The organism is Canicola haemoglobinophilus, assembly GCF_002015075.1.
Lineage (GTDB): Bacteria > Pseudomonadota > Gammaproteobacteria > Enterobacterales > Pasteurellaceae > Canicola > Canicola haemoglobinophilus.
The window spans coordinates 1-23,879 of the sequence record NZ_MUXZ01000029.1 but is presented as its reverse complement, the minus strand read 5'-3'; the positions used below and the strand labels follow the sequence as shown (position 1 = coordinate 23,879).

At 39.7% G+C, this 23,879-nt stretch carries 19 protein-coding genes; 8 read left to right on the top strand and 11 right to left on the bottom strand.

Features of this window, described 5'->3' with window-relative positions; all coding sequences use genetic code 11:
• Positions 1-3: 3 nt before the first annotated feature.
• From fruK to B0186_RS08915, 10 genes are all read right to left on the bottom strand, one after another.
• A complete protein-coding gene (fruK, locus tag B0186_RS08960; RefSeq protein ID WP_078219047.1) occupies positions 4-945 on the bottom strand; it encodes a 1-phosphofructokinase in 942 nt (313 codons plus the stop codon).
• Positions 946-947: 2 nt separating this feature from the next.
• Positions 948-2,480: a fused PTS fructose transporter subunit IIA/HPr protein gene (fruB, locus tag B0186_RS08955; RefSeq protein WP_078219046.1), complete on the bottom strand. Its 1,533-nt coding sequence runs from the start codon at positions 2,478-2,480 to the stop codon at positions 948-950.
• 120 nt (positions 2,481-2,600) lie between these two features.
• Positions 2,601-3,128, bottom strand: coding sequence for a hypothetical protein (locus tag B0186_RS08950; protein ID WP_078219045.1), 528 nt, complete (start codon positions 3,126-3,128; stop codon positions 2,601-2,603).
• Between the two features lie 69 nt (positions 3,129-3,197).
• Complete coding sequence (locus tag B0186_RS08945) at positions 3,198-3,461, bottom strand: BrnA antitoxin family protein (protein ID WP_078219044.1); 264 nt, start codon at positions 3,459-3,461, stop codon at positions 3,198-3,200.
• Positions 3,439-3,708, bottom strand: coding sequence for a BrnT family toxin (locus B0186_RS08940; RefSeq protein WP_078219043.1), 270 nt, complete (start codon positions 3,706-3,708; stop codon positions 3,439-3,441). Before B0186_RS08940 ends, B0186_RS08945 begins: the two co-directional genes overlap by 23 nt.
• 214 nt (positions 3,709-3,922) lie before the next feature.
• The gene (locus B0186_RS08935; protein WP_078219042.1) at positions 3,923-5,284 is read right to left on the bottom strand and encodes a sulfatase-like hydrolase/transferase; all 1,362 of its coding nucleotides are present in this window, start codon (positions 5,282-5,284) and stop codon (positions 3,923-3,925) included.
• 10 nt (positions 5,285-5,294) lie between these two features.
• A complete protein-coding gene (locus tag B0186_RS08930; protein ID WP_078219039.1) occupies positions 5,295-6,788 on the bottom strand; it encodes a tripartite tricarboxylate transporter permease in 1,494 nt (497 codons plus the stop codon).
• 11 nt (positions 6,789-6,799) lie between these two features.
• Positions 6,800-7,255, bottom strand: a complete 456-nt coding sequence (locus B0186_RS08925; RefSeq protein WP_078219036.1) for a tripartite tricarboxylate transporter TctB family protein — start codon at positions 7,253-7,255, stop codon at positions 6,800-6,802.
• Positions 7,256-7,494: 239 nt separating this feature from the next.
• Positions 7,495-8,454: a tripartite tricarboxylate transporter substrate binding protein gene (locus B0186_RS08920; protein WP_078219033.1), complete on the bottom strand. Its 960-nt coding sequence runs from the start codon at positions 8,452-8,454 to the stop codon at positions 7,495-7,497.
• Positions 8,455-8,556: 102 nt separating this feature from the next.
• Positions 8,557-9,639 (bottom strand): anaerobic sulfatase maturase, encoded by a 1,083-nt coding sequence (locus B0186_RS08915; RefSeq protein WP_078219031.1) that lies wholly within the window; start codon positions 9,637-9,639, stop codon positions 8,557-8,559.
• A 225-nt stretch (positions 9,640-9,864) separates the two neighbouring features.
• Between B0186_RS08915 and hflD the strand changes: the two genes are divergently transcribed.
• From hflD to B0186_RS08895, 4 genes are all read left to right on the top strand, one after another.
• Entirely contained in the window at positions 9,865-10,476 is a 612-nt protein-coding gene (hflD, locus tag B0186_RS08910; protein ID WP_078219029.1) for a high frequency lysogenization protein HflD, read from the top strand.
• 23 nt (positions 10,477-10,499) lie between these two features.
• Positions 10,500-11,867 (top strand): adenylosuccinate lyase, encoded by a 1,368-nt coding sequence (purB, locus tag B0186_RS08905; protein WP_078219028.1) that lies wholly within the window; start codon positions 10,500-10,502, stop codon positions 11,865-11,867.
• A 470-nt stretch (positions 11,868-12,337) separates the two neighbouring features.
• Positions 12,338-18,004 carry an ESPR-type extended signal peptide-containing protein gene (locus B0186_RS08900; protein WP_078219026.1) on the top strand — a complete coding sequence of 1,889 codons (5,667 nt, stop codon included), beginning with the start codon at positions 12,338-12,340 and terminating at the stop codon, positions 18,002-18,004.
• 44 nt (positions 18,005-18,048) lie between these two features.
• Positions 18,049-18,651, top strand: a complete 603-nt coding sequence (locus tag B0186_RS08895) for a YadA family autotransporter adhesin (protein ID WP_235817215.1) — start codon at positions 18,049-18,051, stop codon at positions 18,649-18,651.
• Between the two features lie 46 nt (positions 18,652-18,697).
• On the opposite strand, the gene B0186_RS08890 is transcribed toward B0186_RS08895, so the two are convergent.
• Positions 18,698-19,141: a GNAT family N-acetyltransferase gene (locus B0186_RS08890; protein WP_078219022.1), complete on the bottom strand. Its 444-nt coding sequence runs from the start codon at positions 19,139-19,141 to the stop codon at positions 18,698-18,700.
• Positions 19,142-19,311: 170 nt separating this feature from the next.
• Between B0186_RS08890 and tpiA the strand changes: the two genes are divergently transcribed.
• The 4 genes from tpiA (at position 19,312) to B0186_RS08870 (ending at position 23,808) form a co-directional block, all read left to right on the top strand.
• Positions 19,312-20,079, top strand: coding sequence for a triose-phosphate isomerase (gene tpiA, locus B0186_RS08885; RefSeq protein WP_078219021.1), 768 nt, complete (start codon positions 19,312-19,314; stop codon positions 20,077-20,079).
• An 85-nt stretch (positions 20,080-20,164) separates the two neighbouring features.
• Positions 20,165-21,445, top strand: coding sequence for a lipid IV(A) 3-deoxy-D-manno-octulosonic acid transferase (gene waaA, locus B0186_RS08880; RefSeq protein WP_078219019.1), 1,281 nt, complete (start codon positions 20,165-20,167; stop codon positions 21,443-21,445).
• Positions 21,445-21,921 (top strand): pantetheine-phosphate adenylyltransferase, encoded by a 477-nt coding sequence (gene coaD / locus B0186_RS08875; protein WP_078219018.1) that lies wholly within the window; start codon positions 21,445-21,447, stop codon positions 21,919-21,921. The genes waaA and coaD overlap by 1 nt, the downstream gene beginning before the upstream one ends.
• 48 nt (positions 21,922-21,969) lie before the next feature.
• Complete coding sequence (locus tag B0186_RS08870) at positions 21,970-23,808, top strand: ABC transporter ATP-binding protein (protein ID WP_078219016.1); 1,839 nt, start codon at positions 21,970-21,972, stop codon at positions 23,806-23,808.
• Positions 23,809-23,879: the final 71 nt, after the last annotated feature.

The following is a 23,879-nucleotide window of genomic DNA, read 5'->3' as shown; positions in this document are numbered from 1 at the left end:
TTTTTACCCTTCAATTAATTGAATTTGAACATTATTTAAAATTGGTTCTAACAAGGCAACATCATCAATACCTACGTTACTTTGGGATACCGCAAATGCTGATACTGCACTAGCAAATGCAAGGGTATCTTGTTGTGGAAGTTGTTTACTCAAGCCGTAGATCAGCCCAGCAACCATAGAATCACCAGCGCCCACCGTGCTGACAACATTTTCACATTTTGGTGGTTGTGCACGGACAATGGCTTCATCGCTTAGCCACACAGAACCTTCCGCGCCCATGGAGATAATCACATTGGCAATGCCTTGTGCTTTTAATTGTTTTGCTGCCACAATAATTTCCTCAAAGGAGGAAAGTGGTTGTCCAAACCAAGCCTCGAGTTCACGATGATTAGGTTTTACTAACCAAGGTGTTGCGCTTAAACCTGCGGTTAAAGCCGCATGGCTACTATCTAAAATGACTTTTACGCCAACCTGTTTTAATTGTTTTAACCAATCGGCAAATAATTCAGGGCTAACACCACGCGGTAAGCTGCCACAAACGGCAACCATATCAAAGGCTTGGCAATATTCTAAGGAGGATTTAACAAAGTCTTGCCATGCACTTGGCGAAATTTCATAGCCTAAAAAGTTAAGATCGGTTACATCAGCTTCTGTTTCAGTGATTTTCACGTTAATTCGAGTTTTTCCAGCAATACGTTGGAATTTATCTTCCAAACCCGCTGTGTTGAACATCGCTTCAAAATCACTGGCATTATCTTGACCAAGAAAACCGCCTACTGCGACTTCTACGCCTAAATCTCTCAACACTTTCGCTACGTTAATCCCTTTACCAGCTGGATATAAGCCGAGAGTTTCCACTGTGTTAACTTCGCCTAGTTCAATGCGCTTTAAACGCCCGACTAGATCATAAGCAGTATTTAATGTGATAGTTGCAACTTTTGCCATAACTATTCTCCAAGTCCTGCTTCAATAGCAGCACCAATACCATCAATAGCTTTTTGTGCTTCTTCACCTGTTGCTACAAAGCGTAAACGATGACCTTTAACAACGCCTAAAGCGACAATTTTCATCAAACTTTTCGCACTCACTAATTGGCTATCACGATCTAGATTTTGCACCGTGACGGTAGCGTTATATTTTTTCACTTCATTGACTAATACCGCACTTGGACGAGCATGTAAGCCATGTTCATTTTTAATCACAAAAACGGCTTCAACGCTGTCGCTGTTATTTTCATTTGTCGTTGTTTGTGCGCTAGCTTCTGCAGGCGTAGTTTGCCCCATAATTTCAATGGTATCTGGCTCTTGTGGTGGCACCGCTGAAACTGTTTCGCCTAATCCTTCCGCAATGGCTTTGCCTAATGCCTCAATAGCTTGTTGTGCATCATCGCCCTCAGCCACAAAACGTAAGCGATGACCTTGTGTTACACCCAATGCAACGATTTTCATCAAACTTTTTGCGCTAACTGGAGCCGTGTTGCGAGTGAGGTTTTCCACCGTAATTTTGGCATTGAATTTCTTCACTTCATTAACTAAAAGTGCACTTGGACGGGCATGTAAACCATGTTCATTGCGGACAGTAAATGTACCTACTACGCCTTGAGCTGTTGTGTTTTGCTCGGTTGCTGCAGTAGAAAGTGCGGTAGGATTTTCCACAGTTTTTTCTGCACTATTAAGCGCTGCCAAAATTTGTTCTGCAGAACCTTCAAGTAAGGTTTTTTGTACTTCGCTATCTAATAAGCGAGCAAGGGTTTCATTAATTTGATCATTGATACAAGCAAGGGTTAATACGCCTTTTACTGCTTTACCATTATTGCTAAACGTTTGTTTTGCACGGCTAAAGGCTAAGGCATTTTTTTCATTTCCAGTCACCGCGTCTGTTACCCATAAACCGTTGCCTAAAGGGAGTGCTGGATTTGCAATGACTTCAGAAATAAATTGATTATTGACCGCACTTTGTTGTTGTAATTTGCCAGCATTCATCGCTACTAGGGTTAATAAACTTTCAGTATCTACATCTAAGCTGATATTTTCCTTTTGTACTGAAAATTGTTCTTCTCCCATTAAAATGGCACGAAATGCTTGAGCATCTTGCAAGGTAGCTAATTTTGCTGCTTTCTCTTCATCGCCTAAAACATGAGTAAGCTGGCGCAACAAAGCTAAATGTTCATCAGAACGTGCGGCAATTCCAATTACGATATAAGCAATATTACCTTCGCCCCATTCGATCCCTTGTGGGAATTGAAAAACTTGTACGCCGGTATTTTTTACCATCGCACGTGTATCTAAGGTGCCGTGAGGAATTGCAATACCATTACCTAAAAAAGTAGAGGTTTGTTGTTCACGGGCTAACATACCTTGTAAATAACCATTTTCCACATAGCCAGCTTGCTCTAATGCTTTTGCCGCTAATTCAATAGCTTGTTGTTTATTGTCCGCTTGTGCGGATAAATGAATGTTTTGTTCGCTCAAATTAAACATTCTTGCTCCTTATTTTTGTAAAGTTTGACTATTTTTTGCTGAAAATAATAAAGCAAAAACCTTTCAGCAAGATTAAAAAAAGAAATCTGCTAACAACTTTAGGTCGTTAACAGATCTATATTATTTTGTGCAAAGTTTTAAAATTTGTTCACTACCTTGTGCAATATATTCATCATCTTCGGCACGAACTCGATTATTTTGTAAATCTAACATGGCATCATAAATACCTTGAGTTGCACTTGCTTGATCAATATGGCTCCAACAAGTTGAGCTTAATCTATTAAAGTTTGTTTGTAATTCTGAAGCAAACAGAACACCGCTATAATAAGCATAAACATTGCTATCTAAGCCATTACCTTGAAACAATTTTTCTTTAATTTGCTCAACAGGCACTAAAATTCGTGCTGAATACCAATCTTTTGCACCACTTGCGAAAGAATTTACATGATATTCTTTATTTACACGTCCTTGGTAACTTTGTACCGTTGCCTCGTAAGCTGTGGCGTAAGATTTTTGATCGATTTTATCTTTGTCTAAATTGATGACTGTTTTGCTATCGCTCATAAATGGAATATAAGAAGTGACAGAATTCATTGAACAAGCTGAAATCAGACCAATACATAAAACCAAAGATACTTTTTTGAACATAAAAGATTCCTAAAGAAAATAAAGTACGTTAATTATACAGATTAACTCGGGGTAAGCCAATAAAGAAACCTACATTGAATTTACATGTTTTAATAAAATTTCATTAATACGAGATTGCCATCCTTTTCCTGTCGCTTTAAAGGCGTTGACAACTTCAGGGGATAAACGAATAGTAATTGCTTGTTTTGTTGGTGCTTTTTGTTTACCACGATGTCTTTTGACCATTGTCAGAAATTCTGCAGGCATCACATCTTGAATAGGGCGAAATTGATCTAGTTCTTCTTCTGTGTATTCTGTATTTTCAAAAGGATCATCGTAAATTCCAACTTTCATATTTTTTTACCTCTCTTGTATTTGCTCGGCGAAAACTAATAACTCTAATTCCATCTGTTATTGGTGTAAAACATATGTGATGTAGTCGTTTGTAAAGGAGTGCAAAAGCACATAAACGTGGTTCGGGATAATCTTTTCTTTTATCCTGCCAAATCAGAGCAGTATCCCAATCAAGGTCAAGATCAAATGGTAGATTTCTTTCTTCGGTATTGCGTTGATTTTTTGTTTTATCATACTCAATTTTCATAACTTATGATATTTTTTGAAATTCATTAGATTGTACATACAATTAAAGTAAAATCAATAAAAACTATATCAAATAAGGTAACAAAAAACACCGCACTTGTTGTTTATATAATTGATGTGAAAGCTAAAAATAGCCATTTCCATTGAATGGAGAAAATGCTGTTTGGGATGTAAAACGGAGCAATTTAGTTTGTCTAAATGCTCCGTTTTTTATGCTAATTCGCCGCAATAATGGTTGGGCGTTTTTCTTTCGCGATTTCCATTTGTTGACAGAGTTTTTCTCTGAGTTCTATTCTCACTTGTTCATAGATTGGATCACGCACGAGGTTGGTTAGCTCATAAGGATCTTTTTCTAGGTCATATAAGAAATCTTCTTGATAAAGATCGCTGCCAGCGTGTTCTCCTCCATGTTTACCTGGTGCAGTAACCGCATAGAGATATTTTTCGGTGCGGATTGCACGTCCGACTCGGCTTTCGCTGATTTGTGCAAAGACTTCATTACGGCGGTTTGGATCTTTATTGCTTACTACGTCGAATAAGTCTTCACCGATCATTTTATCGCCCACATCAATACCAGCCATTGCCAAGAAGGTTTTTGGTAAGCTCGCGGTACTGACTAGTGATTTAACCCGTTTTCCGCCAACATATTTTCCGCCTGCAATCACAAGTGGTACATGAAGAGCAGATGAGTGACAAGAGCGTTTATAGTCATCATAGCCATTTAAGTTATTGTCTTTGTTGCGGGTCATAAAATGTGAACCATGATCAGAAGCGAAGACGATAATGGTATTATCATAGATGCCTTTTTCTTTTAACTTGTCTATTAAGCGAGCAAGGTTATCATCTAAGCTACGACAGCAACCGAGATAATCTGGGTACATTTCATCGGCATTACCTTTAAGGACTGCTAAATCATGGGGCAAGACATAATTTGAGAAACGTGTTTTTGAACCATCAGGCCCTTCATAGCGTTTTCTATCATTTTGATGATGAGGTTCAATGTGCGAAATGGTCATAAAGAATGGTTTTTCGCCATTATATTGATCAAGATATTCCAAGGCATAATCGGTAATACGATCAACCCGATAACCTTTAAATTCGCATTTGTTCATATTTTCATCGAAAACGAAACCGTCATAACCGTGGGAGGTAAATTCCAGTACATCAGCAGCACGCCAGAAACCTTTATAACCACCACGTCTTTCTGGTGGAATGGCAGTAATGGTGTAGTCGATGGTTGGTTCTTCCTCTAATTCACCATCACTAGCTAAATGCCATTTACCAATATAGGCAGTGTCATAGCCATCTTCGGTAAAATAATCGGCAAGGGTTTTGATGTTTTGAGGCAATGCAATATTATTGCGGAAACACCCAGTTTCTGTTGGATATAAACCACTTTGGAAAATAGAACGGCAAGGGCCACATACAGGTTGTGATGAAAATGCTTCTTCAAATAGCACGCCTTCTTCAGCAAGCTTATCCAATGTTGGTGTAACGTTTAAGGGTTGACCATAAGCACCAACCGTATCCCAGCGTTGTTGATCGGTAAAATAGAAAACGATATTGGGTTTATTCATATCATGCTCCTTAATTTCTGATTTTTTTGTAATTGTTATAAATAATGCTCACGACAACTAGCAGAATAAGTATGCAGAAAACTAATGAGAAAGGACGTTCCACAAAAATATTCCATTCCCCATCAGAAATCATCAGTGAGCGACGTAGATTTTTTTCCGTTAAGGCTCCTAGAACTAAGCCGAGCAGCGTTGGAACTGCGGAAAATCCTAATTTATCCATAATGTAAGCGATGCCGCCAAACACGATAGCAGTACCCACATCAAACATACTTTCCTTGAGTGAATAAGCGCCAGCAAAGCAGAAAATGGCAATAATCGGGATAAGTACTTCTTGTGGGATTTTTACCACTTTAGCGAATAATTTGAGTAAATATTTTCCTTGGATAAGCATAAAAATATTCACAAAAATGAGCCCGATCATAATGGCATACACAGAGTCGCTGTGCGCAGTAAATAAATTTGGTCCCAGTGTTAAACCATTGACCATTAACGCACCAAGCATTAACGCCACTGCCGCATCTCCAGGAATACCTAATGTTAACAGTGGAATAAGTGCGGTGCCTGTAATGGCATTATTTGCACATTCTGTCGCAGCAATACCTTCAACAGATCCGTTGCCAAATTCTTCTGGTTTTTTGGATACTTTGCGCGAGAAGTCATAGCTGAGAAAGGAAGCGATAGATGCACCAGTACCTGGAATAATGCCCACTAAAATACCTGACAACGAGCCGATAGTAAGTGGTTTTGGTAAGCGTAGCCATTCGCTTTTGGATAATGTACCTTTGTCTAAAGTAACATCGTCCGCTTTTTCTTTATTTTTAGCAGATTTTAGCTCCGCACTTTTATGGATAATTTCAATGAGTGCAAATAAACCAATAAGAACAACTACTAAGTCAAAGCCACTATATAAATGTAAGTTATCAAAGGCAAAGCGCATTGTATCGCCACTCATCAGATCCATTCCCACGAAAGAGAGGAATAAACCGAAACAACCAGAAATAATGCCTTTTAGTAGGCTCTCACCACTTACCCCCGCAATAATGGTTAAACCAAAGGCACAAATAAGAAAATATTCTGGCGAGCCCATTTTCATCGCCACTTTTGCGACTTCAGGCGCTAAAAATAACAACACGATGGCGCTGACTAGCCCACCAATAAAAGAGGCATAGAGAGCAACATTCAAGGCTTTTTGTGCTTGTCCTTTTAAGGCTAATGGGTGACCGTCTAACATGGTAGCGGTTGCGTGTGGTGTACTCGGTGTTTTGATTAGGATTGCAGAAATGGAGCCGCCATAGCTACCTGCACAATAAATACCCAGCAAAAACATAAAGGAATGAATGGCATCGAGAGAATAAGTAATTGGCAAGAACAGCACTAAACAGAGCATTACAGTGAGTCCCGGAATTGAGCCAAAAATAATCCCGAGAAATAATCCTAAATTGATATAGAAAAAACTGCCCCAGTTAAAAAATGCGTTAAATCCATTGAGCATTTGATCAAACATAACTTCCTCACTTATGGTAATGACACATTCAATAAGTTTTGGAAAAAGAGCGATACGGACACAATGACAGCAATGACAATCGCATAATATTTCCAGTTTTTACATTGAAAGAAAATCAATAATAGAACAGAAAAAATGGTTGAGGATACAATAAAAGGCAACCAGTGCAATAATCCCCAGTAGAGCACCAACAACAAGACTACGACTAAAGAACGAGCTTCATGCGGTAAATTAATCTCTGCCATTTTAGTCGGTTGTTTACGGATAACTTTAATGATTTCTTGTATGAATAAAATAACGCAGCACAAAATCATTAAACCTATCACAAGGCGTGGGAAGGTTTGTGCAGTAATCAGCTCATCATCTTCAGTAACCTTAATTTGATAAGGGATTAAAAACCACAGTACTAATGAAAAAATGAGAAATACAATAGAACCGACTAAATCTTGTCGAAAACGAATTGTCATACAACCTCCCCACAGAATAAAAGTGCGGTGTAAATTTTTGAAATTTAACCCTATTTAGTTGTTGCATAATGGTGAAATGACGGGGTGTTTGTAGGGACGCCACGCTGGCGTCCGTTGCAAAAAGAGAACACAACCATTTGATTTTTAAGAAACATTTTACGGACGCCAGCGTGGCGTCCCTACAGTTTTATTGTGCAACTGTTATGTACTCATGCAATTTCACACCGCACTTTGAACGACTATTTAACTAATTTAGAATATTTTTGTGCTTTATCCATTGTTGAATCAATGTAGGCTTTAACAGATTTACCATCACGAATATCTAAACGTAAACCGATGTTTTTTGCGGTTTGTTGTAGTTTTGGATTTTCAAGAATGGCTTTCAATGCTTTGTAGTTTTTATCTACGATAGCTTGATCTGTTCCTGCACGAATAAATACTGCACAAGTATTTGTCATCCAAGTATCTAAACCATAATCGCCCACACTTTCTAAGTTATATACTTCATCAACGAGTTTTTTCTCATCAAAGGCAATAACAGGTTTTACGCTGTTTGCTTTAACGAATTCTCTTGCTAATGATGCGTGTGTGGTTGCGAAAGTAACTTCGCCAGAAACCACCGCAGTTAAGGCTTCATTCGCGCCTTCATATGGAATAAGTTTAAATTTTGCATCTAATTCTGTTAAGAAGGCAGCTGTTTGTAAGGCTTCAGATGAGTTAGTACCGTTCACACCTACTTTCACTGTTTTGCCTGCTTTAATGTAGTCTTTTAATGTTGCCATACTATCTACTTTGGCTTTTGGATTAGAAAGGAACACAAAAGTAGAAGAGTAGATGTTAATCACAGGAATGAAATCATCGAATTTATAGGCAACTTTCATTGTTAAAGGTGCAATAGCGAAGCTACCTTCACCACCTAGAATGAGTTTATGGGTATTTGGTTGTTCTTTAACATATTCTGTTAAAGCCACTGCACCGCCAGAGCCTAAAATATTATCGGCTAAGAGCGGTTGTCCATATTGTTCTTTGCCATACTCTGACATTGCTCGGTTAATTTGGTCCGCTAAACCGCCCACAGCCCAAGGTGTGATAATTGTCACTGGTGCAGTTGGCCAATTTGGTTCTGCATTCGCATTGACACTAATTAAACCAAGTAAACCCACTAAGGTTGCTTTTAAAGTAGATTTGATATTTTTCATGGTACCCCCGATTGAGTAAAAAAGTCGCAATTAGGATACAAATTAATCTTCTTCGGGGCTTATGATATTTATCATATGGAGCCTGTGAGCAAGTTCACACTTTTACAATTTTCCATGTCTTAATTGCCAAGCGAATTGTTTTAAAAAATTATCCATATGAGAAAGTGCGGAATAATAGGCTTCGCACAACACATTATGCGGTTCGCCAAAGCCTTGGATTTTGCGATGTTTTGGACAACCACCGTTACAGGCAAAACGGAAACGGCATTGTTGGCAACGATCAGACACCTTCGCTTTATTACTGCCAAATCGTTGTTGTTGGGTGGAATAGGTAATATCTAATAATGGCGTTTCAATTAGGTTACCAATTTTATATTCAGGATAAACATAATGATCGCAACTATAAATATCACCATTTTGCTCTACAATCATTTGATCGCCACAAGTTTTACGGAAAATGCACAAACTGGGTTGAAAACCTAAATAGGCCATGAGCCATTGCTCAATATATTGCACCCCAATTTTGCCAATATCCGCTTTGCGCCATTCCTCGAAAATAGCAATCATCATTTGCCCGTAATCTTTTGCGGTAGCTTCTTGCTCAAAATCGCCCATTAAGGGAATAAATTGCATATAGGTTGAGCCAATTTCTTTGAGGAAATGATAAATTCTTGCGCCATGTTGTACATTTTCTTTATGCACCACCGTGAGTGTATTAAATTGCACTTGATATGCCAGTAAATGCTCAATGGCGTGCATGACTTGATGAAAAGTCCCTTTCTGGCTTTTAGTTACTCGGTAGGCATCATGTAAATCTTGCGGGCCATCAATGGAAACGCCCACTAAAAACTGATTTTCTTTGAGAAAGCGACACCAATTTTCATCAAGCAAAATACCATTCGTTTGCAAGGCGTTATAAATACGTTTGCCTTTTGCATATTTCTGCTGTAATTCAACAGCCTTTTGATAAAAATCTAAGCCAGCGAGTGTGGGCTCACCACCTTGCCAGAGAAATGTCAATTCCTTTTGTGGTGCGAGTTCAATGTAATTTTGGATATATTTTTCAAGTACAGCATCATCCATTCTGCGCTGATTAAGGTGCGGTTTTTCCAAATAAAAACAGTATTTGCAATCAATATTGCAAATAGAACCTGTCGGCTTTGCCATTAATTGAAAGGGATACATTGAAACACCTCAAACAAGAACAAGGAAGTTAAGCATAATCAAAAAAAGAAATATTTAGTATGATGTTGATCATAAACGCACATTGTAGTCATTGTTGAATAAAAATAATCGCAAAAAGCACCGCACTTTTACCTTTTATTTACAATCTTTTAAACGCATTCTAAAAATGCTATATTGTGCGCTGTTTTTTCTCTGGATATTTTTTCTTACCAACCTCAATTATTTATGGCTAATTATCAAGATATAACGCTTGCCCTTGCTGGCGTGTGCCAAGCGGCAAAATTGGTAAAACAATTTGCAACCCATGGCAGCGCAGATCAAGAAATTCTACAAATCAGTTTAAACAGCTTATTACAAACCGCACCAGAAAATACGCTTGCGGTTTATGGTGGACAAGAGGCTCATTTGAAGTTAGGCTTAGAGACTCTAATGGAGCAATTAAATGGTAGTGAGCCAGAGTTAAATCGCTATTGGTTAGGGCTGTTGGCATTGGAAACTAAATTAAATAAAAATCCACAAGCGAAAGCAGAACTTGCCCGCCGTATTCAATATTTGCCTACGCAACTCGCCCATTATGATTTGCTCGATGAACAAATGCTTTCTACTTTAGCCTCAATTTATGTTGATGTTATCAGTCCTTTAGGCGCACGCATTCAGGTACAAGGTTCGCCACTTTATTTACAACAACTTGCGACACAAAATCGTATTCGTGCTTGTTTATTAGCTGGTATTCGCTCGGCGGTGCTCTGGCGCCAAATGGGTGGCACAAAATGGCAATTTTTATTTTCACGCCGTAAGCTCATGGCTACCGCCCAACAAATTTATTTATCTCTTTAACTATTCTTAGGAGTAATTCTTTTATGCAACTCAACGCATTAACCGCACTTTCCCCAATCGATGGTCGTTATCAAGACAAAGTAACCCCTTTACGCAGTATTTTTAGCGAATTTGGCTTATTAAAATTTCGCGTTACAGTGGAAGTTCGTTGGTTACAAAAACTTGCTGCTACCAGTGCAATTCAAGAAGTTTCTTCTTTGTCAAAAGACGCAAACGATTACCTAGATCAATTGGTAGAAAATTTCAGCTTGCAAGATGCTGAGCGCATTAAAGAAATTGAGAGCACAACAAATCATGATGTAAAAGCCGTTGAGTATTTCTTAAAAGAAAAAAGTCAGGCGATGCCAGAATTAGCGGCAATCAGTGAATTTATCCATTTTGCTTGTACTTCAGAAGATATTAACAACCTTTCTCATGCCTTAATGTTAAAAACTGCTCGAGATGAAGTGCTTTTACCAGAATGGCGCAAACTAATCGAAAAAATCACCGCACTTGCGCATGAATATAAAACTATTCCATTGCTATCTCGTACACATGGGCAACCTGCATCGCCAACGACCATGGGCAAAGAAATGGCTAATGTGGTCTATCGTTTAGAGCGCCAATTTAAGCAATTACAACAAACCGAAATCCTCGGCAAAATTAATGGCGCGGTGGGTAATTACAATGCGCATTTATCTGCTTATCCTGAAATCGACTGGCACCAATTTAGCCAAGAATTTGTGACTTCCTTAGGTTTAACTTGGAACCCTTACACCACCCAAATTGAACCGCATGATTACATTGCAGAGTTTTTTGACAACGTGGCTCGCTTTAATACCATTGTTATCGACTTTGACCGTGATTTATGGGGCTACATTGCATTAAATCACTTTAAACAACGTACCATCGCAGGCGAAATCGGATCATCAACCATGCCGCATAAAGTCAACCCAATTGACTTTGAAAACTCAGAAGGCAACTTAGGTTTAGCCAATGCGGTCATGGCGCATTTAGGGGCTAAATTACCGATTTCACGCTGGCAACGTGACCTCACGGATTCCACAGTGTTACGCAATTTAGGTGTTGGGCTTGGCTATTGCTTAATTGCTTATGCGGCTACGGCAAAAGGCATTAGCAAACTCGAAGTAAATGAACCGCACTTAAGAGAAGAACTCAATCAAAACTGGGAAGTGCTTGCTGAACCAATCCAAACCGTTATGCGCCGTTATGGTATTGAAAAACCTTATGAAAAATTAAAAGAGCTTACTCGAGGCAAACGAGTTGATGCGCAAGCGATGTTGGAATTTATCGAAAAATTAGATATTCCAGCCCATGAAAAAGCACGTTTACAACAGCTGACACCAGAAACTTACATTGGGGATGCCATTCGTTTAGTGGAGCAGTTGTAAATTTTGTTGTAAAAAGTAAAATTAGCACGAAAATCTGCACTTAGAATAAAGCTTGTTTTTTTATAGCCATAAGTGCAGATTTTTTTATATAAAATATACAAGCAAAAAATTTACATATGTAGAGGTATAAATTTACATAACTTTACATAACTTTACTTTCTGTTATCTAGAAATCTTAACCTTTTGAGCCTATAATTGTTCACAATATATTCTATTAAACCCTCTTTATATGAGTGATTTTTATAAAAATCACCATTAGTCACTATTCAAATGGAGTTAAAAGTGTCGTTGGAATGTCGTTTTAGCGTAATGTTTTACGCCAAGCCTAAGTGATTTTCTGCTTTCTCAGTTAGAGAAAGTTGAGACTTTTCTTCCTAAAATCTGTATTTAAGTTATTTTTTCCCAAGAACTGTAATGGCATAAGCCTCGCAGGGGGGGGCACATGTTGTTTTTTCCACAAGGTCGTGAGTATGAATAAAATTTTTAAAATAATCTGGAACCATTCCACACAAACGTTTAACGTTGTGTCTGAATTAGCAAGAAGTTGTGGTAAGTCGAAGAGTCTTACGGATAAACGTAAATCATCTAAAGCCTTAGTAGCGCTCGGTACCGTATTGGGCGTGAGTGTCTTTATAGACAGTTCTTTTATTGTCACTCCAGCGTATGCTGATGCCACCTCTGCTCAAAATATTTCAGGTAAGCAATATACGCAATCTAATGATAAAGATGGCAATCAACGTGCTACTTATTCTTTACATATCGGCCCTGGGTCGACACTTGATCAACAAAGTAATGGAAGAACTGTTGTAGGTATCAATGCTACTGCCATCGGTGGTAACACTTTTGCAAAAGCGAATGCTACAGCTCTTGGAGCTGGTGCTAAGGCCAATGATGGTTGGGCAACCGCTGTCGGTCATGCCGCCATTTCTAATGGTGCATACGGTACTGCTGTAGGTCAGGATAGTAAGGTTGATTCGAGTTGGGCTTCTGCTTTTGGTTCAAATTCACATGCAATAGGAAACTTCTCTACAGCGATAGGTTTTCAAGCCAATACTAATGGTGAAAAAGCCTCGGCCTTAGGTTATGGTGCGCACGCAAAAATAAGAGCTACAGCCGTAGGTCAGTATTCAAATGCATCTGGTACAGCTTCCTTTGCTGGTGGTGCGGATGCGACATCTGGTGGTTCAGAATCTGTCGCTGTCGGTCAATCAGCTAATTCTGGTGGGGCAAGTTCAGTTGCTGTGGGACATTCATCAAGTTCAGCTGGCACAAACGCTGTCGCTATTGGTAAAAGTTCTTCTGCTAACCAAAATCATGCGGTGGCTTTAGGTGATACTTCCGTAACATCAGGCGAAAAAGCTACCGCACTTGGTTTTAATACCAAAGCTGGTGCTCGTGCCACTGCATTCGGTCAGTCGTCAAATGCTGCTGGTACTGCTTCCTTTGCTGGTGGTGCGGATGCTACATCGGGTGGTACAGAATCTGTCGCTGTTGGTCAGTCAGCAAATTCAGCAGGCAATGTTGCGGTCGCTATCGGTAAAAATTCTTCTGCTTCAGGTCATTGGTCTCTTGCCTTGGGTGGTGCTGCCAACTCAACTGGTCAAAACGCTGTCGCTGTCGGTGGTGGTGCAAAAAGCTTGGCTGATAATGCTGCGGCTTTTGGTCCAAACTCCAATGCTTCAGGCGTAGAGTCTTTTGCCGCTGGTTCCAGAGCGAGTGCTTCAGGCCCTCAAGCTGTCGCCATTGGTAAAGGGGCAACTGCAACCCACGCCAACAGCGTGGCTTTGGGTAATGGCTCAACAACAGCTACCGGGGTCAATACATCTTCAGCAAAGATTAATGATTTAACCTATACAGGCTTTCAAGGCGCTACTGCACATGGTGTCGTATCAATTGGTAGTGCGGGCAAAGAAAGACAACTAAAAAATGTAGCGGCAGGTCAGATTACCGCAGGTTCGACTGATGCCATTAACGGCTCGCAGTTATACCAAGTGATTCGCCAAGCACATTGGAAGGTTCAGGCTGATAAGATCGCTGGTGGAGCAGTTTCTGGATCAAAAGCCCAGGTGGTACATTTTGGCGATACTGTGAAATTTATCGCAGGTAATGGTCTGAATATCGCTCAAAATAACCAAAATTTTACCATCTCAGTCAATACAGCGGCGTTAACACCAAATAATTCAGGTGCTATTAATACACCTAGTAATACACCGAATGGCGGTGACGCAGGCAAACTGGTCAATGCGAGTACTGTTGCTAATGCTATCAATCAGTCTGGTCATAAGGTAGCAAGTGCAGATAGTGATGAGGCTTTGGCAACATCTACTGTGAATGCTAATGGTGCTCTGGTAAAACCAGGCGATAAACAAACCTTTACCGCAGGTAAAAACTTAGAAGTTAAACAGTCAGGTGCTAATCTTACCTTTGCATTATCAAATGACATTAATGTTAATACCGTTAATGCAACCACAATTAATGTGCCAACAGGCGGAAATAATAAGGTAGTTATTAATAATAACGGCATCAACGCAGGCAATAAGAAAATCACCAATGTGGAAAATGGTGCTGCTGACAAAGATGCGGTCAATATCAGTCAATTAAAAGCGAATACAACGATAGTTGCCAAAGGTAGCAACATTGTTAATGTTGCCAAAACTAGTAATGCCAACGGTATTACTTATACAGTTCATGCCAAGGGAGCGGAAGTTGCCAGCAGTAGCAATCTTCTGACCGTTGCCAATACTACAGTTGCTAATAATGTTACTCGTCATACCTTAGGACTAAAAACCAGTAACATTCCAACAACGACTACTTCAGGAATTATCGGAAGACCTGCCGCTGATGGCTTGGTGACCGCAAATAATGTCGTTGATGCCATTAATAATGTGTCTTGGTTTGTAACTTCTGGAAAAACAACAGGCACGAATGATAATGGTGTGATCACTAATCAACCAGTTAAAGCAGGGAATACGGTTAAATTCATTGCTGGAGATAATATCAATATTGCTCAAAATGGCTGGGATTTCACCATTTCATCAAGACCAAGATCGGTGCTGATGAACTTTCAAAATGAAAATCAACCAATCACTAATGGCAACAACGTCAATGCAGATGGCCTGACCTTTAATTTTAAAGATGGTATTAAAGGCGAGGTAAATGGTAATACAGTCACAGTTTCTCTGGATAAAGATACTCTTGCCAATGATGATCGTTTTAAAGGCCCTAAAGGCGATCCAGGCGAAAAAGGCGAAAAAGGCGAAAAAGGTGACCAAGGTCGAGAAGGTCCACAAGGTCAACCAGGCCCACAAGGTCAACCAGGTCCTAAAGGTGATCAAGGTATTCCAGGTCCAGTGGGTCCACAAGGTGACCGAGGAGAAAAAGGTGACACAGGTCGAGAAGGTGCAGAGGGTGCTCCAGGTCCACAAGGCCCAGCTGGTCCAACTGGTCCAGCAGGTCCTCAAGGTGAACCAGGACAAGATGGTAAAACCCCAACTATTAGTGTGACTGATGGTAATGATGGTACACATACAATTACTATCAATGATGGTAACGGTAAAGAAACCAAAACAATAGTGCGTGATGGTGTAGATGGTCGCACTACAGGTCATAAACTTGCCACTGACAAGACAGCAGATCAAGTAACGGAAGCTACAAATCCAGATGGTGTAACTGTTAATCCTGATGACAAGATCACCTACAAAGCAGGTAAAAACTTGGTTGTTAATCAAGACAACCAAAATATTACTTTTGGCTTGGCTAAAGACATCAATGTTGATAGCGTTACAGTATCAACAGGTGGCAACAATAATGTTGTGATTAACAAAGACGGCATCAACGCAGGTGGTAAACCAATTACCAATGTGGCAAATGGTACAAATGCAACCGATGCAGTAAACCTAAGCCAGTTAAACGCAACCAAAGTTCATGTTGCACCAGGTTCTAACATTGCTGATGTTACTTCTGAGGCAAATGCTACAACGGGTGGAACCACTTACACCGTTCATGCTAAAGGTTCTAAAGTAGAGCCTGCAACAGGTAATGCTTTTGTCACAGTGACACCTACAGAAGATACAAAAACTAATGTCACCACCTACACCGTGGGCGTAAAAACAGGCACGATTGATGAAGCAACTAGTGGCAAATTAACCGTGCCAGGTACTGACGGTTTAGCTACTGTGAAAAATGTTGCCACAGCTATTAACAGTGTATCTTGGGAATTGCATAACGGCACGGGCAAAGTTGATGACGTGAAAGCTGGCGGTAAAGTGAAGTTTATCGCAGGCGACAGCAATCTAGCCAGTGTATCGGTTGCTAAGGCAGGCGACACCAACACCATCACCGTTGATGTAGTTAAGGGCAACTTCGGTACGCTACCAACGACAACTAACCTAGGTACTACAAACACAGGTGCCTTATCAGCCATTGCTAATGGCAACGGTAGTGAAGGCGTCGCAACTGTGTCTGCAGTAACCAATGCCATTAACTCAGCCTTCTGGCGTGTGAAACTTGATGGTGCTGGTGGTTCAGAACAAGCTGTAAAAGCAGGTGACTTGGTAGAATTTGCCGCTGGCGAAAACGTAAATATCGTGCAAGACGGTAAAAAATTCACCATTTCTGCTAAACAGGCGGATGTTTCCACTGCAGATTTGACCGTGTCTAACAATGGTAATATTACTACACCTGTAACCAATGGCGATAAACTGGTCAATGCAACAACAGTTGCCAAAGCCATTAATGAATCTGGTCATAAGGTGGCTACTGCTGATACTGATGAGGCGATTGACAATTCAGTGGTCAATAGCGATGGTACTCTAGTAAAACCTGGAGACAAACAAACTTTCACTGCAGGTAAAAACTTAAAAGTGAAGCAGGATGGGGCGAATATTGCCTTTGCCTTGGCTAATGATATTAGTGTCAATAGTACAACGACAAATACCCTAACTGTACCAGTAGGAGATAACAAAAATATTGTTATTAACAAAGACGGTATTAATGCAGGCAATACAGCAATTACCAATGTGGCTAATGGTACTAACGCTAACGATGCCGTAAATGTTAGCCAATTAAAAGCAGCTAAGTCTTCAGTTGAAGGAGGTAGCAATATTGCTGATATTGAAACCAAAACTAATGCAGATAGTTCAACCACTTATGTGGTCCATGCTGATGGTACTAAAGTTGAGTCAGCAACTGGTAGTTTAGTGAAGGTTACAGCAGGAGAGAAAAATACAACAACCAACGTCACGACTTATACCGTTGATCTACAAAAAGGTAATCTCATAGCCAATACAACAACAGGTAAAGTCACCTCAACAGATACTGCAGAAGATAAGGCTGCAACCACTAAACAAGTGGCTGATGCGATTGCAGCATCTGGCTGGAAGCTAAATGGTAAAAAAGCTGACGGCAGTGCAGCTAGCACCTTGGTTAACCCAGGTGATAACGTGACCTTTGAAGGAGAAGGCGCTGCTAAGGTTATTACTACTATAGATGAAACTGGCAACTCTACTATCAAAGTCAAAGTAGATGCCAAAGAAATTACAGATGCAGCCAAAGGTGATATTACTGTTGAAGATGGTAAAGCCAAAACAGATGATGCTAAAGATGATAAATTAGCAACAACAAGCGATGTTGTGAATGCTATCAATAACTCAGGTCATAAAGTAGCAACAGCAGATACAGATGAAGAGCTTACTACTTCAACTGTTAATGATACTGGTGCTTTAGTCAAACCAGGCGACAAACAAACCTTTACTGCGGGTAAAAACCTAGAAGTGAAGCAAGATGGTGCGAATGTGACCTTTGCGGTATCTAATGATTTGGATGTTGGCTCTGTGAATGTGGGTGAAAAAGGCGAGCCGAGCAAAGATGGTCAACCAAGGAAACTAGGTAAAGACGGTAAAGTTGCAGTCAATGGTAAAGATGGTTCTTCTGTTGTTATCAACGGTAAAGATGGATCAATCGGCTTAACAGGTCCGAAAGGCAAAGATGGTAAAGATGGCGTGTCTGCGAATATTACTATCGGTGTTGGCGAACCAGGTGTTGATGGTAAAGACGGTGTGCCAGGTCTTGAAAAGATGGTAAACCACAAAAACCACGTATTGAGTACAGCTATGATAATAAAGGTAAGACAATTGTAGAAAAAGTCGCAACCTTAAAAGATGGCTTAATCTTCGATGGTGATGTGGGTGAAGAAGTCAAACGTCCGTTAAATACCAAATTGACAGTTAAGGGCGGTCAAACTGATAAGACTAAACTTTCTGATAAAAAGAATATTGGGGTTGTATCTAATCCAACTGATAATTCGTTAGAAGTAAAATTGGCTAAAGATATCGACTTGACTAAAGATGGTAGCATTACCATTGGTGATACTATTGTGAATAATGATGGAATGACTATTAAAGATGGTCCAAGTATCACGAAATCTGGTATTGATGCAGGTAATACAACTATCTCTAATGTTAAAGAAGGTGTGAAAGGTACTGATGCAGTGAATGTTAATCAACTTAATCGTAAGATGGGTGATGTCAATAACCGTATCAATAAAGTCAATAAAGATCTTCAAGCGGGTATTGCTGGAGCAACTGCGATGGCATTCTTGCAACGCCCTAACTTGCCGGGTAAAAGTATGGTTTCCGCTGCTGTTGGTGGCTATAAAGGCCAATCCGCTATTGCAGTTGGTTACGCACGCAACTCAGACAACAACAAAATTTCTATTAAAGTAGGTGTTGGTCTGAACTCCCGTAAAGATGTGACTTACGGCGGTAGCGTGGGTTATCAGTGGTAATCATTTAGTTAAATAAATCAAACCAGCCTTTTGGCTGGTTTGTTTTTTATACAAGCGATAAATTTAATTCAAAAATGGATTTTTGTTGATTAAGTTTAAAACCTTCACTTATTAATAATTCTTGCTGTTGTAAATTTTGCTCAATGACTAAAAGTGTTGATTGGGTGTAGCAGACAAATTCTTTTGCTTTGGCAATAAGTGCGGTATAAATTTCGCTTTTATTTGCGGTGTTTTGGACAAAAATGTCGCTGAGTTGCCAGTAGCGTTGTAGTTGTAAGGAAGAAAAGCGAGGGTAGAGTTGGATAAATCCTACTGGATTTTGCTGATGATCAACGGCAAGAAAGAAAATACTTTCACTAAATCGAATTCGGTTGGATAAAAAAGTAAGGGTTCGTTCAGGATTTTCAGTCATTTGATGGGCGATGCGGTATTGCTCAAATAAAGACAATAAGGCATCTAAATTCCATAGTTCAGCTTTAAATATTTTCATTTCTCAATAATTGTTCAAAATTTGTGAAATTCATACAGTGGATTGTAGCTTTTTAATACGAAATAATCATCTTTTCTGAAAAAATTTTTTCTGAATACGGGAAAAATTGTACAAAAAAGAGTATAGTACCGAGCAGAATTTTTTTGTTAATTATTATGGAGAAAATCAAAATGGCACGTCGTCCTTTAGTTATGGGTAACTGGAAATTAAACGGTAGCAAAGCTTTTACTAAAGAACTTATTACAGGTTTAAAAGCTGAACTTAATGGTGTTTCAGGCTGTGATGTTGCAATTGCACCACCTGTGATGTATTTAGCAGAAGCAGAAGCGGCTTTGGTTGGCAGTGATATTGCTTTAGGTGCACAAAATGTGGATTTAAACAAACAAGGTGCATTTACCGGTGATATTTCAACAGAAATGTTAAAAGACTTTGGTGCAAAATATATCATTATTGGTCACTCTGAGCGCCGTCAATATCATCATGAAAGTGATGAATTTATTGCGAAAAAATTTGGTGTATTAAAAGAAGCTGGCTTAGTTCCTGTGTTATGTATCGGTGAAAGTGAAGCGGAAAATGAAGCGGGTAAAACAGAAGAAGTTTGCGCTCGTCAAATTGATGCGGTAATCAACACATTAGGCGTTGAAGCTTTCAATGGCGCAGTAATTGCTTATGAACCAATTTGGGCAATCGGTACAGGTAAATCAGCTACTCCAGCGCAAGCACAAGCAGTTCATGCATTCATCCGTGGTCATATTGCAAAACAAAGCCAAGCAGTTGCAGATCAAGTTATCATTCAGTACGGTGGTTCTGTAAATGATGCAAACGCAGCAGAATTGTTTACTCAGCCAGATATTGATGGCGCATTAGTAGGCGGTGCATCATTAAAAGCGCCTGCTTTTGCAGTGATCGTTAAAGCCGCAGCGCAAGCAAAAAACTAATTAACATTCATTCATAAAAAAGTGCGGTAAAATTTACCGCACTTTTTAATACTCACAATTTCTCATTTTCCTAACGTCTAAATTTATGTGGTCCTTCTTTTATACTTTAATCATGTACTGTGTTCAGCCATTGATCTTGGCTTATAACCTTGTACGCAGTGTGAAGTCCCCCAATTATCGCAAGCGTCTTTTAGAGCGTTATGCCTTTTATCCTACTTTCAGTCAGCCACAAGCTAAAGGTATTGTTATTCATGCGGCTTCTGTTGGCGAAGTTATTGCAGCGACACCCTTGGTTAAACAGATACAACAACAATATCCACATTTATCCATTACTTTTACCACAGTGACACCAACAGGTTCTGATCGTGTGAAAGCGGCTTTTGGTCCGTCGGTTTTCCATGTTTATTTACCCTATGATTTGCCTGATGCTATTGGTCGTTTTCTTAATTTTGTGCAACCCAAATTATGTATTGTAATTGAAACAGAAATTTGGCCGAATTTAATTAAACAACTACATTCAAGAAATATTCCTTTTGTTATTGCCAATGCAAGATTGTCTGGTCGTTCAGCGAAACGCTATGGTTGGGTCAAAAATCAGTTACAACATATGTTTAGCCAAATTAGCTTGATTGCACCGCAAGATAAAGTGAGTCAGCAGCGTTATATCGATTTGGGCTATAACCCAGAGAAATTAAAACTCACTGGCAATATTAAATATGATTTAGTGGTCACTGAAGAATTAGCGCAAAAAATTACCGCACTTCGCCAGTCTTGGATTGAAAATCGTCCAGTTTGGATTGCCGCAAGCACTCACGAAGGCGAAGAAGAAATTATTTTACAAGCACATAAACAGTTGCTAAACACTTATCCAGAGTTGCTATTAATTTTAGTGCCACGCCAGCCTGAACGTTTTAATCCTGTAGCAGATTTAATTGAGAAACAAGGATTAAGCTATGTTCGCCGTTCTGCACACATTAATCCGAGTTTATCAACGCAAGTTGTTCTGGGTGACACTATGGGCGAATTGATGCTGATGTATGGTATTGCGGATATTGCTTTTGTAGGAGGGAGCTTAGTCAAACATGGCGGACATAATCCACTAGAACCTCTTGCCTTTAAATTACCTGTGATTAGCGGTCAATATACCTTTAATTTTCCTGAGGTTTATCAAAACTTAGTGGAAGTTGAGGGCGTGATATTAGTCAATGAGAATAGCCAAGAATTAGAAAGTGCGGTGAGAAAATTGCTTGATTCGCCTGAGTTATGTAAAAGCTATGGCAATGCAGGTTATGAAGTGCTAGTGCAAAATCGTGGCGCATTACAACGCTTATTTGAATTATTACAACCTTATTTGGAGAAAGAATAATGACAACGGTTATTTATCCCGGTACTTTCGATCCTATTACCAATGGGCATGTGGATATTATTCAGCGAAGTGCGGTGTTGTTTAGCAAAGTTATTGTTGCCGTAGCGAAAAGCCCGAGTAAACAGCCTTTATTTAATTTGGAGCAACGAGTTGAGTTAGCCCGATTATCTGTTGCACATTTAGAAAACGTAGAGGTTATTGGCTTTGAGGATTTATTGGCAAATGTCGTAAAAGAAAAACAAATTCATGCCATTATTCGAGGTGTGCGTACTACAATGGATTTTGAATATGAATTACAACTTGCCCATTTAAATCGTTTATTGACCAATGGTGTGGAGAGTTTATTTTTGCCACCAGCAGAGCAATGGTCTTATATTTCTTCTACCTTAGTAAGAGATATCTATCTTCATCAAGGTGATGTATCTCAGTTAGTGCCTACTGCCGTTTTACAGGCATTAGAAAAGCGTAATAAATAGAGGGAAGTTTTGGCTCATCTAGGTTAAAGCATTCCATAGGAAATCTCAATGTTAAACAAAATTTTTACTTGGTTTGAAAATCGTTTAAATCCCTATCCAGAACAAGCACCTAAACAACTAAATAAAGGTTTGTTTGGCTTTATTTGGGCAAACTTAGAGGGAATGAAAAAATGGATTTTCTTGCTTGCGTTCCTATCTATTGGCTTGGGGGCAATGGAAGCTCTCTTGTTTCAATTTATGGGTGTTTTAGTGGAATGGTTGGGGCAATATACGCCACAAACCTTGTGGGAGCAGAAAGGTACGTTGCTTATTGGCATGGGCGCTTTGTTGTTACTTAGCATTATTTGGTCTTTTTTAGCTTCAGCTAGCCGTTTGCAAACCTTGCAAGGTGTCTTTCCTATGCGTTTACGTTGGAATTTCCATCGTTTAATGTTGGGGCAAAGTTTAAGTTTTTACCAAGATGAATTTGCTGGACGAGTGTCTGCTAAAGTGATGCAAACCGCACTAGCCGTGCGTGATACCGTGCTGACTTTAGCGGATATGATGGTTTATATTTTGGTTTATTTTATTACTTCTGGCGTAGTTTTAGCCGCATTAGATATCTGGCTATTAGTGCCTTTTGTATTATGGATAGTGATTTTTAGCGTTATTTTGTGGATTGTGATCCCTAAACTTGCCAAAACCGCAGAACGACAGGCTGATTCAAGATCCTTGATGACAGGGAGAATTACCGATGCTTACGCAAATATTGCTACTGTTAAGCTTTTTTCTCATGGTTCTCGAGAGGCTGATTATGCCAAGCGCTCCATGCAAGAATTTATGCTTACTGTGCATGCCCAAATGCGTCTTGCGACTTCTTTAGATACGCTGACTTATAGTGCCAATGTGGCATTGACATTAAGCACCAGTATTTTAGGCATTGTGTTATGGGCAAAAGGGCTGGTTGGCGTGGGTGCAATTGCCACCGCACTTGCAATGGCATTAAGAGTGAATGGGCTTTCTCGTTGGATTATGTGGGAAATGGCACGTTTATTTGAAAATATTGGTACGGTAAACGATGGTATGGCAACCCTGACAAAACCCCATACCATCGTGGATAAACCTGATGCGCCAGATTTAGAGGTTAAGCAAGGAGATATTTGTTTTAACAATGTGAATTTTGCGTATTCTCCAGATAAGCCTTTGCTAACAGATTTTAATCTACATATTAAAGCAGGTGAGAAAGTAGGATTAATTGGGCGTTCTGGTGCTGGCAAATCCACCATTGTGAATTTGTTGCTGCGTTTCTATGAAACCCAACAAGGTGCCATTACTATTGACGGGCAAGACGTGACAGAGGTTTCGCAAGAAAGTTTACGCCGTCAAATTGGCTTAGTGACACAAGATACTTCTTTGTTGCATCGTTCTGTACGTGACAATATTGTTTATGGGCGTCCAGAGGCAACGGAACAAGAAATGCTGGAGGCAGCACAACGAGCGGAAGCCGCAGATTTTATACCGCTCTTAAGTGATGCGAAGGGAGGACGAGGTTATGATGCCCATGTTGGCGAACGAGGTGTTAAACTCTCTGGAGGTCAACGTCAGCGTATTGCTATTGCTCGTGTGATGTTAAAAGATGCACCGATTTTATTGCTTGATGAAGCGACTAGCGCCTTAGATTCTGAAGTGGAAATTGCTATTCAGTCTAGCTTAGACAAAATGATGGAAAATAAAACGGTGATTGCAATTGCTCATCGTTTATCCACCATTGCGGCTATGGATCGATTAATTGTATTAGACCAAGGACGAATTGTGGAACAAGGCACACATAACGAATTGCTAGAGAAAAATGGTTTATATGCGAAACTTTGGCAACATCAGAGCGGTGGTTTTTTGGGTGAAGATTAGTCGATTGAGTAATCGTAAAATAACAGCACCCCCAGCGATAGCGCTCGTGTCCACACCACACCTGTTCGAAA

What these genes read in the sequence shown, in the direction of transcription:
- fruK (WP_078219047.1), bottom strand. Translation starts at nt 945, where the DNA reads ATGGCAAAAGTTGCAACTATCACATTAAATACTGCTTATGATCTAGTC.
- fruB (WP_078219046.1), bottom strand. Translation starts at nt 2,480, where the DNA reads ATGTTTAATTTGAGCGAACAAAACATTCATTTATCCGCACAAGCGGAC.
- B0186_RS08950 (WP_078219045.1), bottom strand. Translation starts at nt 3,128, where the DNA reads ATGTTCAAAAAAGTATCTTTGGTTTTATGTATTGGTCTGATTTCAGCT.
- B0186_RS08945 (WP_078219044.1), bottom strand. Translation starts at nt 3,461, where the DNA reads ATGAAAGTTGGAATTTACGATGATCCTTTTGAAAATACAGAATACACA.
- B0186_RS08940 (WP_078219043.1), bottom strand. Translation starts at nt 3,708, where the DNA reads ATGAAAATTGAGTATGATAAAACAAAAAATCAACGCAATACCGAAGAA.
- B0186_RS08935 (WP_078219042.1), bottom strand. Translation starts at nt 5,284, where the DNA reads ATGAATAAACCCAATATCGTTTTCTATTTTACCGATCAACAACGCTGG.
- B0186_RS08930 (WP_078219039.1), bottom strand. Translation starts at nt 6,788, where the DNA reads ATGTTTGATCAAATGCTCAATGGATTTAACGCATTTTTTAACTGGGGC.
- B0186_RS08925 (WP_078219036.1), bottom strand. Translation starts at nt 7,255, where the DNA reads ATGACAATTCGTTTTCGACAAGATTTAGTCGGTTCTATTGTATTTCTC.
- B0186_RS08920 (WP_078219033.1), bottom strand. Translation starts at nt 8,454, where the DNA reads ATGAAAAATATCAAATCTACTTTAAAAGCAACCTTAGTGGGTTTACTT.
- B0186_RS08915 (WP_078219031.1), bottom strand. Translation starts at nt 9,639, where the DNA reads ATGTATCCCTTTCAATTAATGGCAAAGCCGACAGGTTCTATTTGCAAT.
- hflD (WP_078219029.1), top strand. Translation starts at nt 9,865, where the DNA reads ATGGCTAATTATCAAGATATAACGCTTGCCCTTGCTGGCGTGTGCCAA.
- purB (WP_078219028.1), top strand. Translation starts at nt 10,500, where the DNA reads ATGCAACTCAACGCATTAACCGCACTTTCCCCAATCGATGGTCGTTAT.
- B0186_RS08900 (WP_078219026.1), top strand. Translation starts at nt 12,338, where the DNA reads ATGAATAAAATTTTTAAAATAATCTGGAACCATTCCACACAAACGTTT.
- B0186_RS08890 (WP_078219022.1), bottom strand. Translation starts at nt 19,141, where the DNA reads ATGAAAATATTTAAAGCTGAACTATGGAATTTAGATGCCTTATTGTCT.
- tpiA (WP_078219021.1), top strand. Translation starts at nt 19,312, where the DNA reads ATGGCACGTCGTCCTTTAGTTATGGGTAACTGGAAATTAAACGGTAGC.
- waaA (WP_078219019.1), top strand. Translation starts at nt 20,165, where the DNA reads ATGTGGTCCTTCTTTTATACTTTAATCATGTACTGTGTTCAGCCATTG.
- coaD (WP_078219018.1), top strand. Translation starts at nt 21,445, where the DNA reads ATGACAACGGTTATTTATCCCGGTACTTTCGATCCTATTACCAATGGG.
- B0186_RS08870 (WP_078219016.1), top strand. Translation starts at nt 21,970, where the DNA reads ATGTTAAACAAAATTTTTACTTGGTTTGAAAATCGTTTAAATCCCTAT.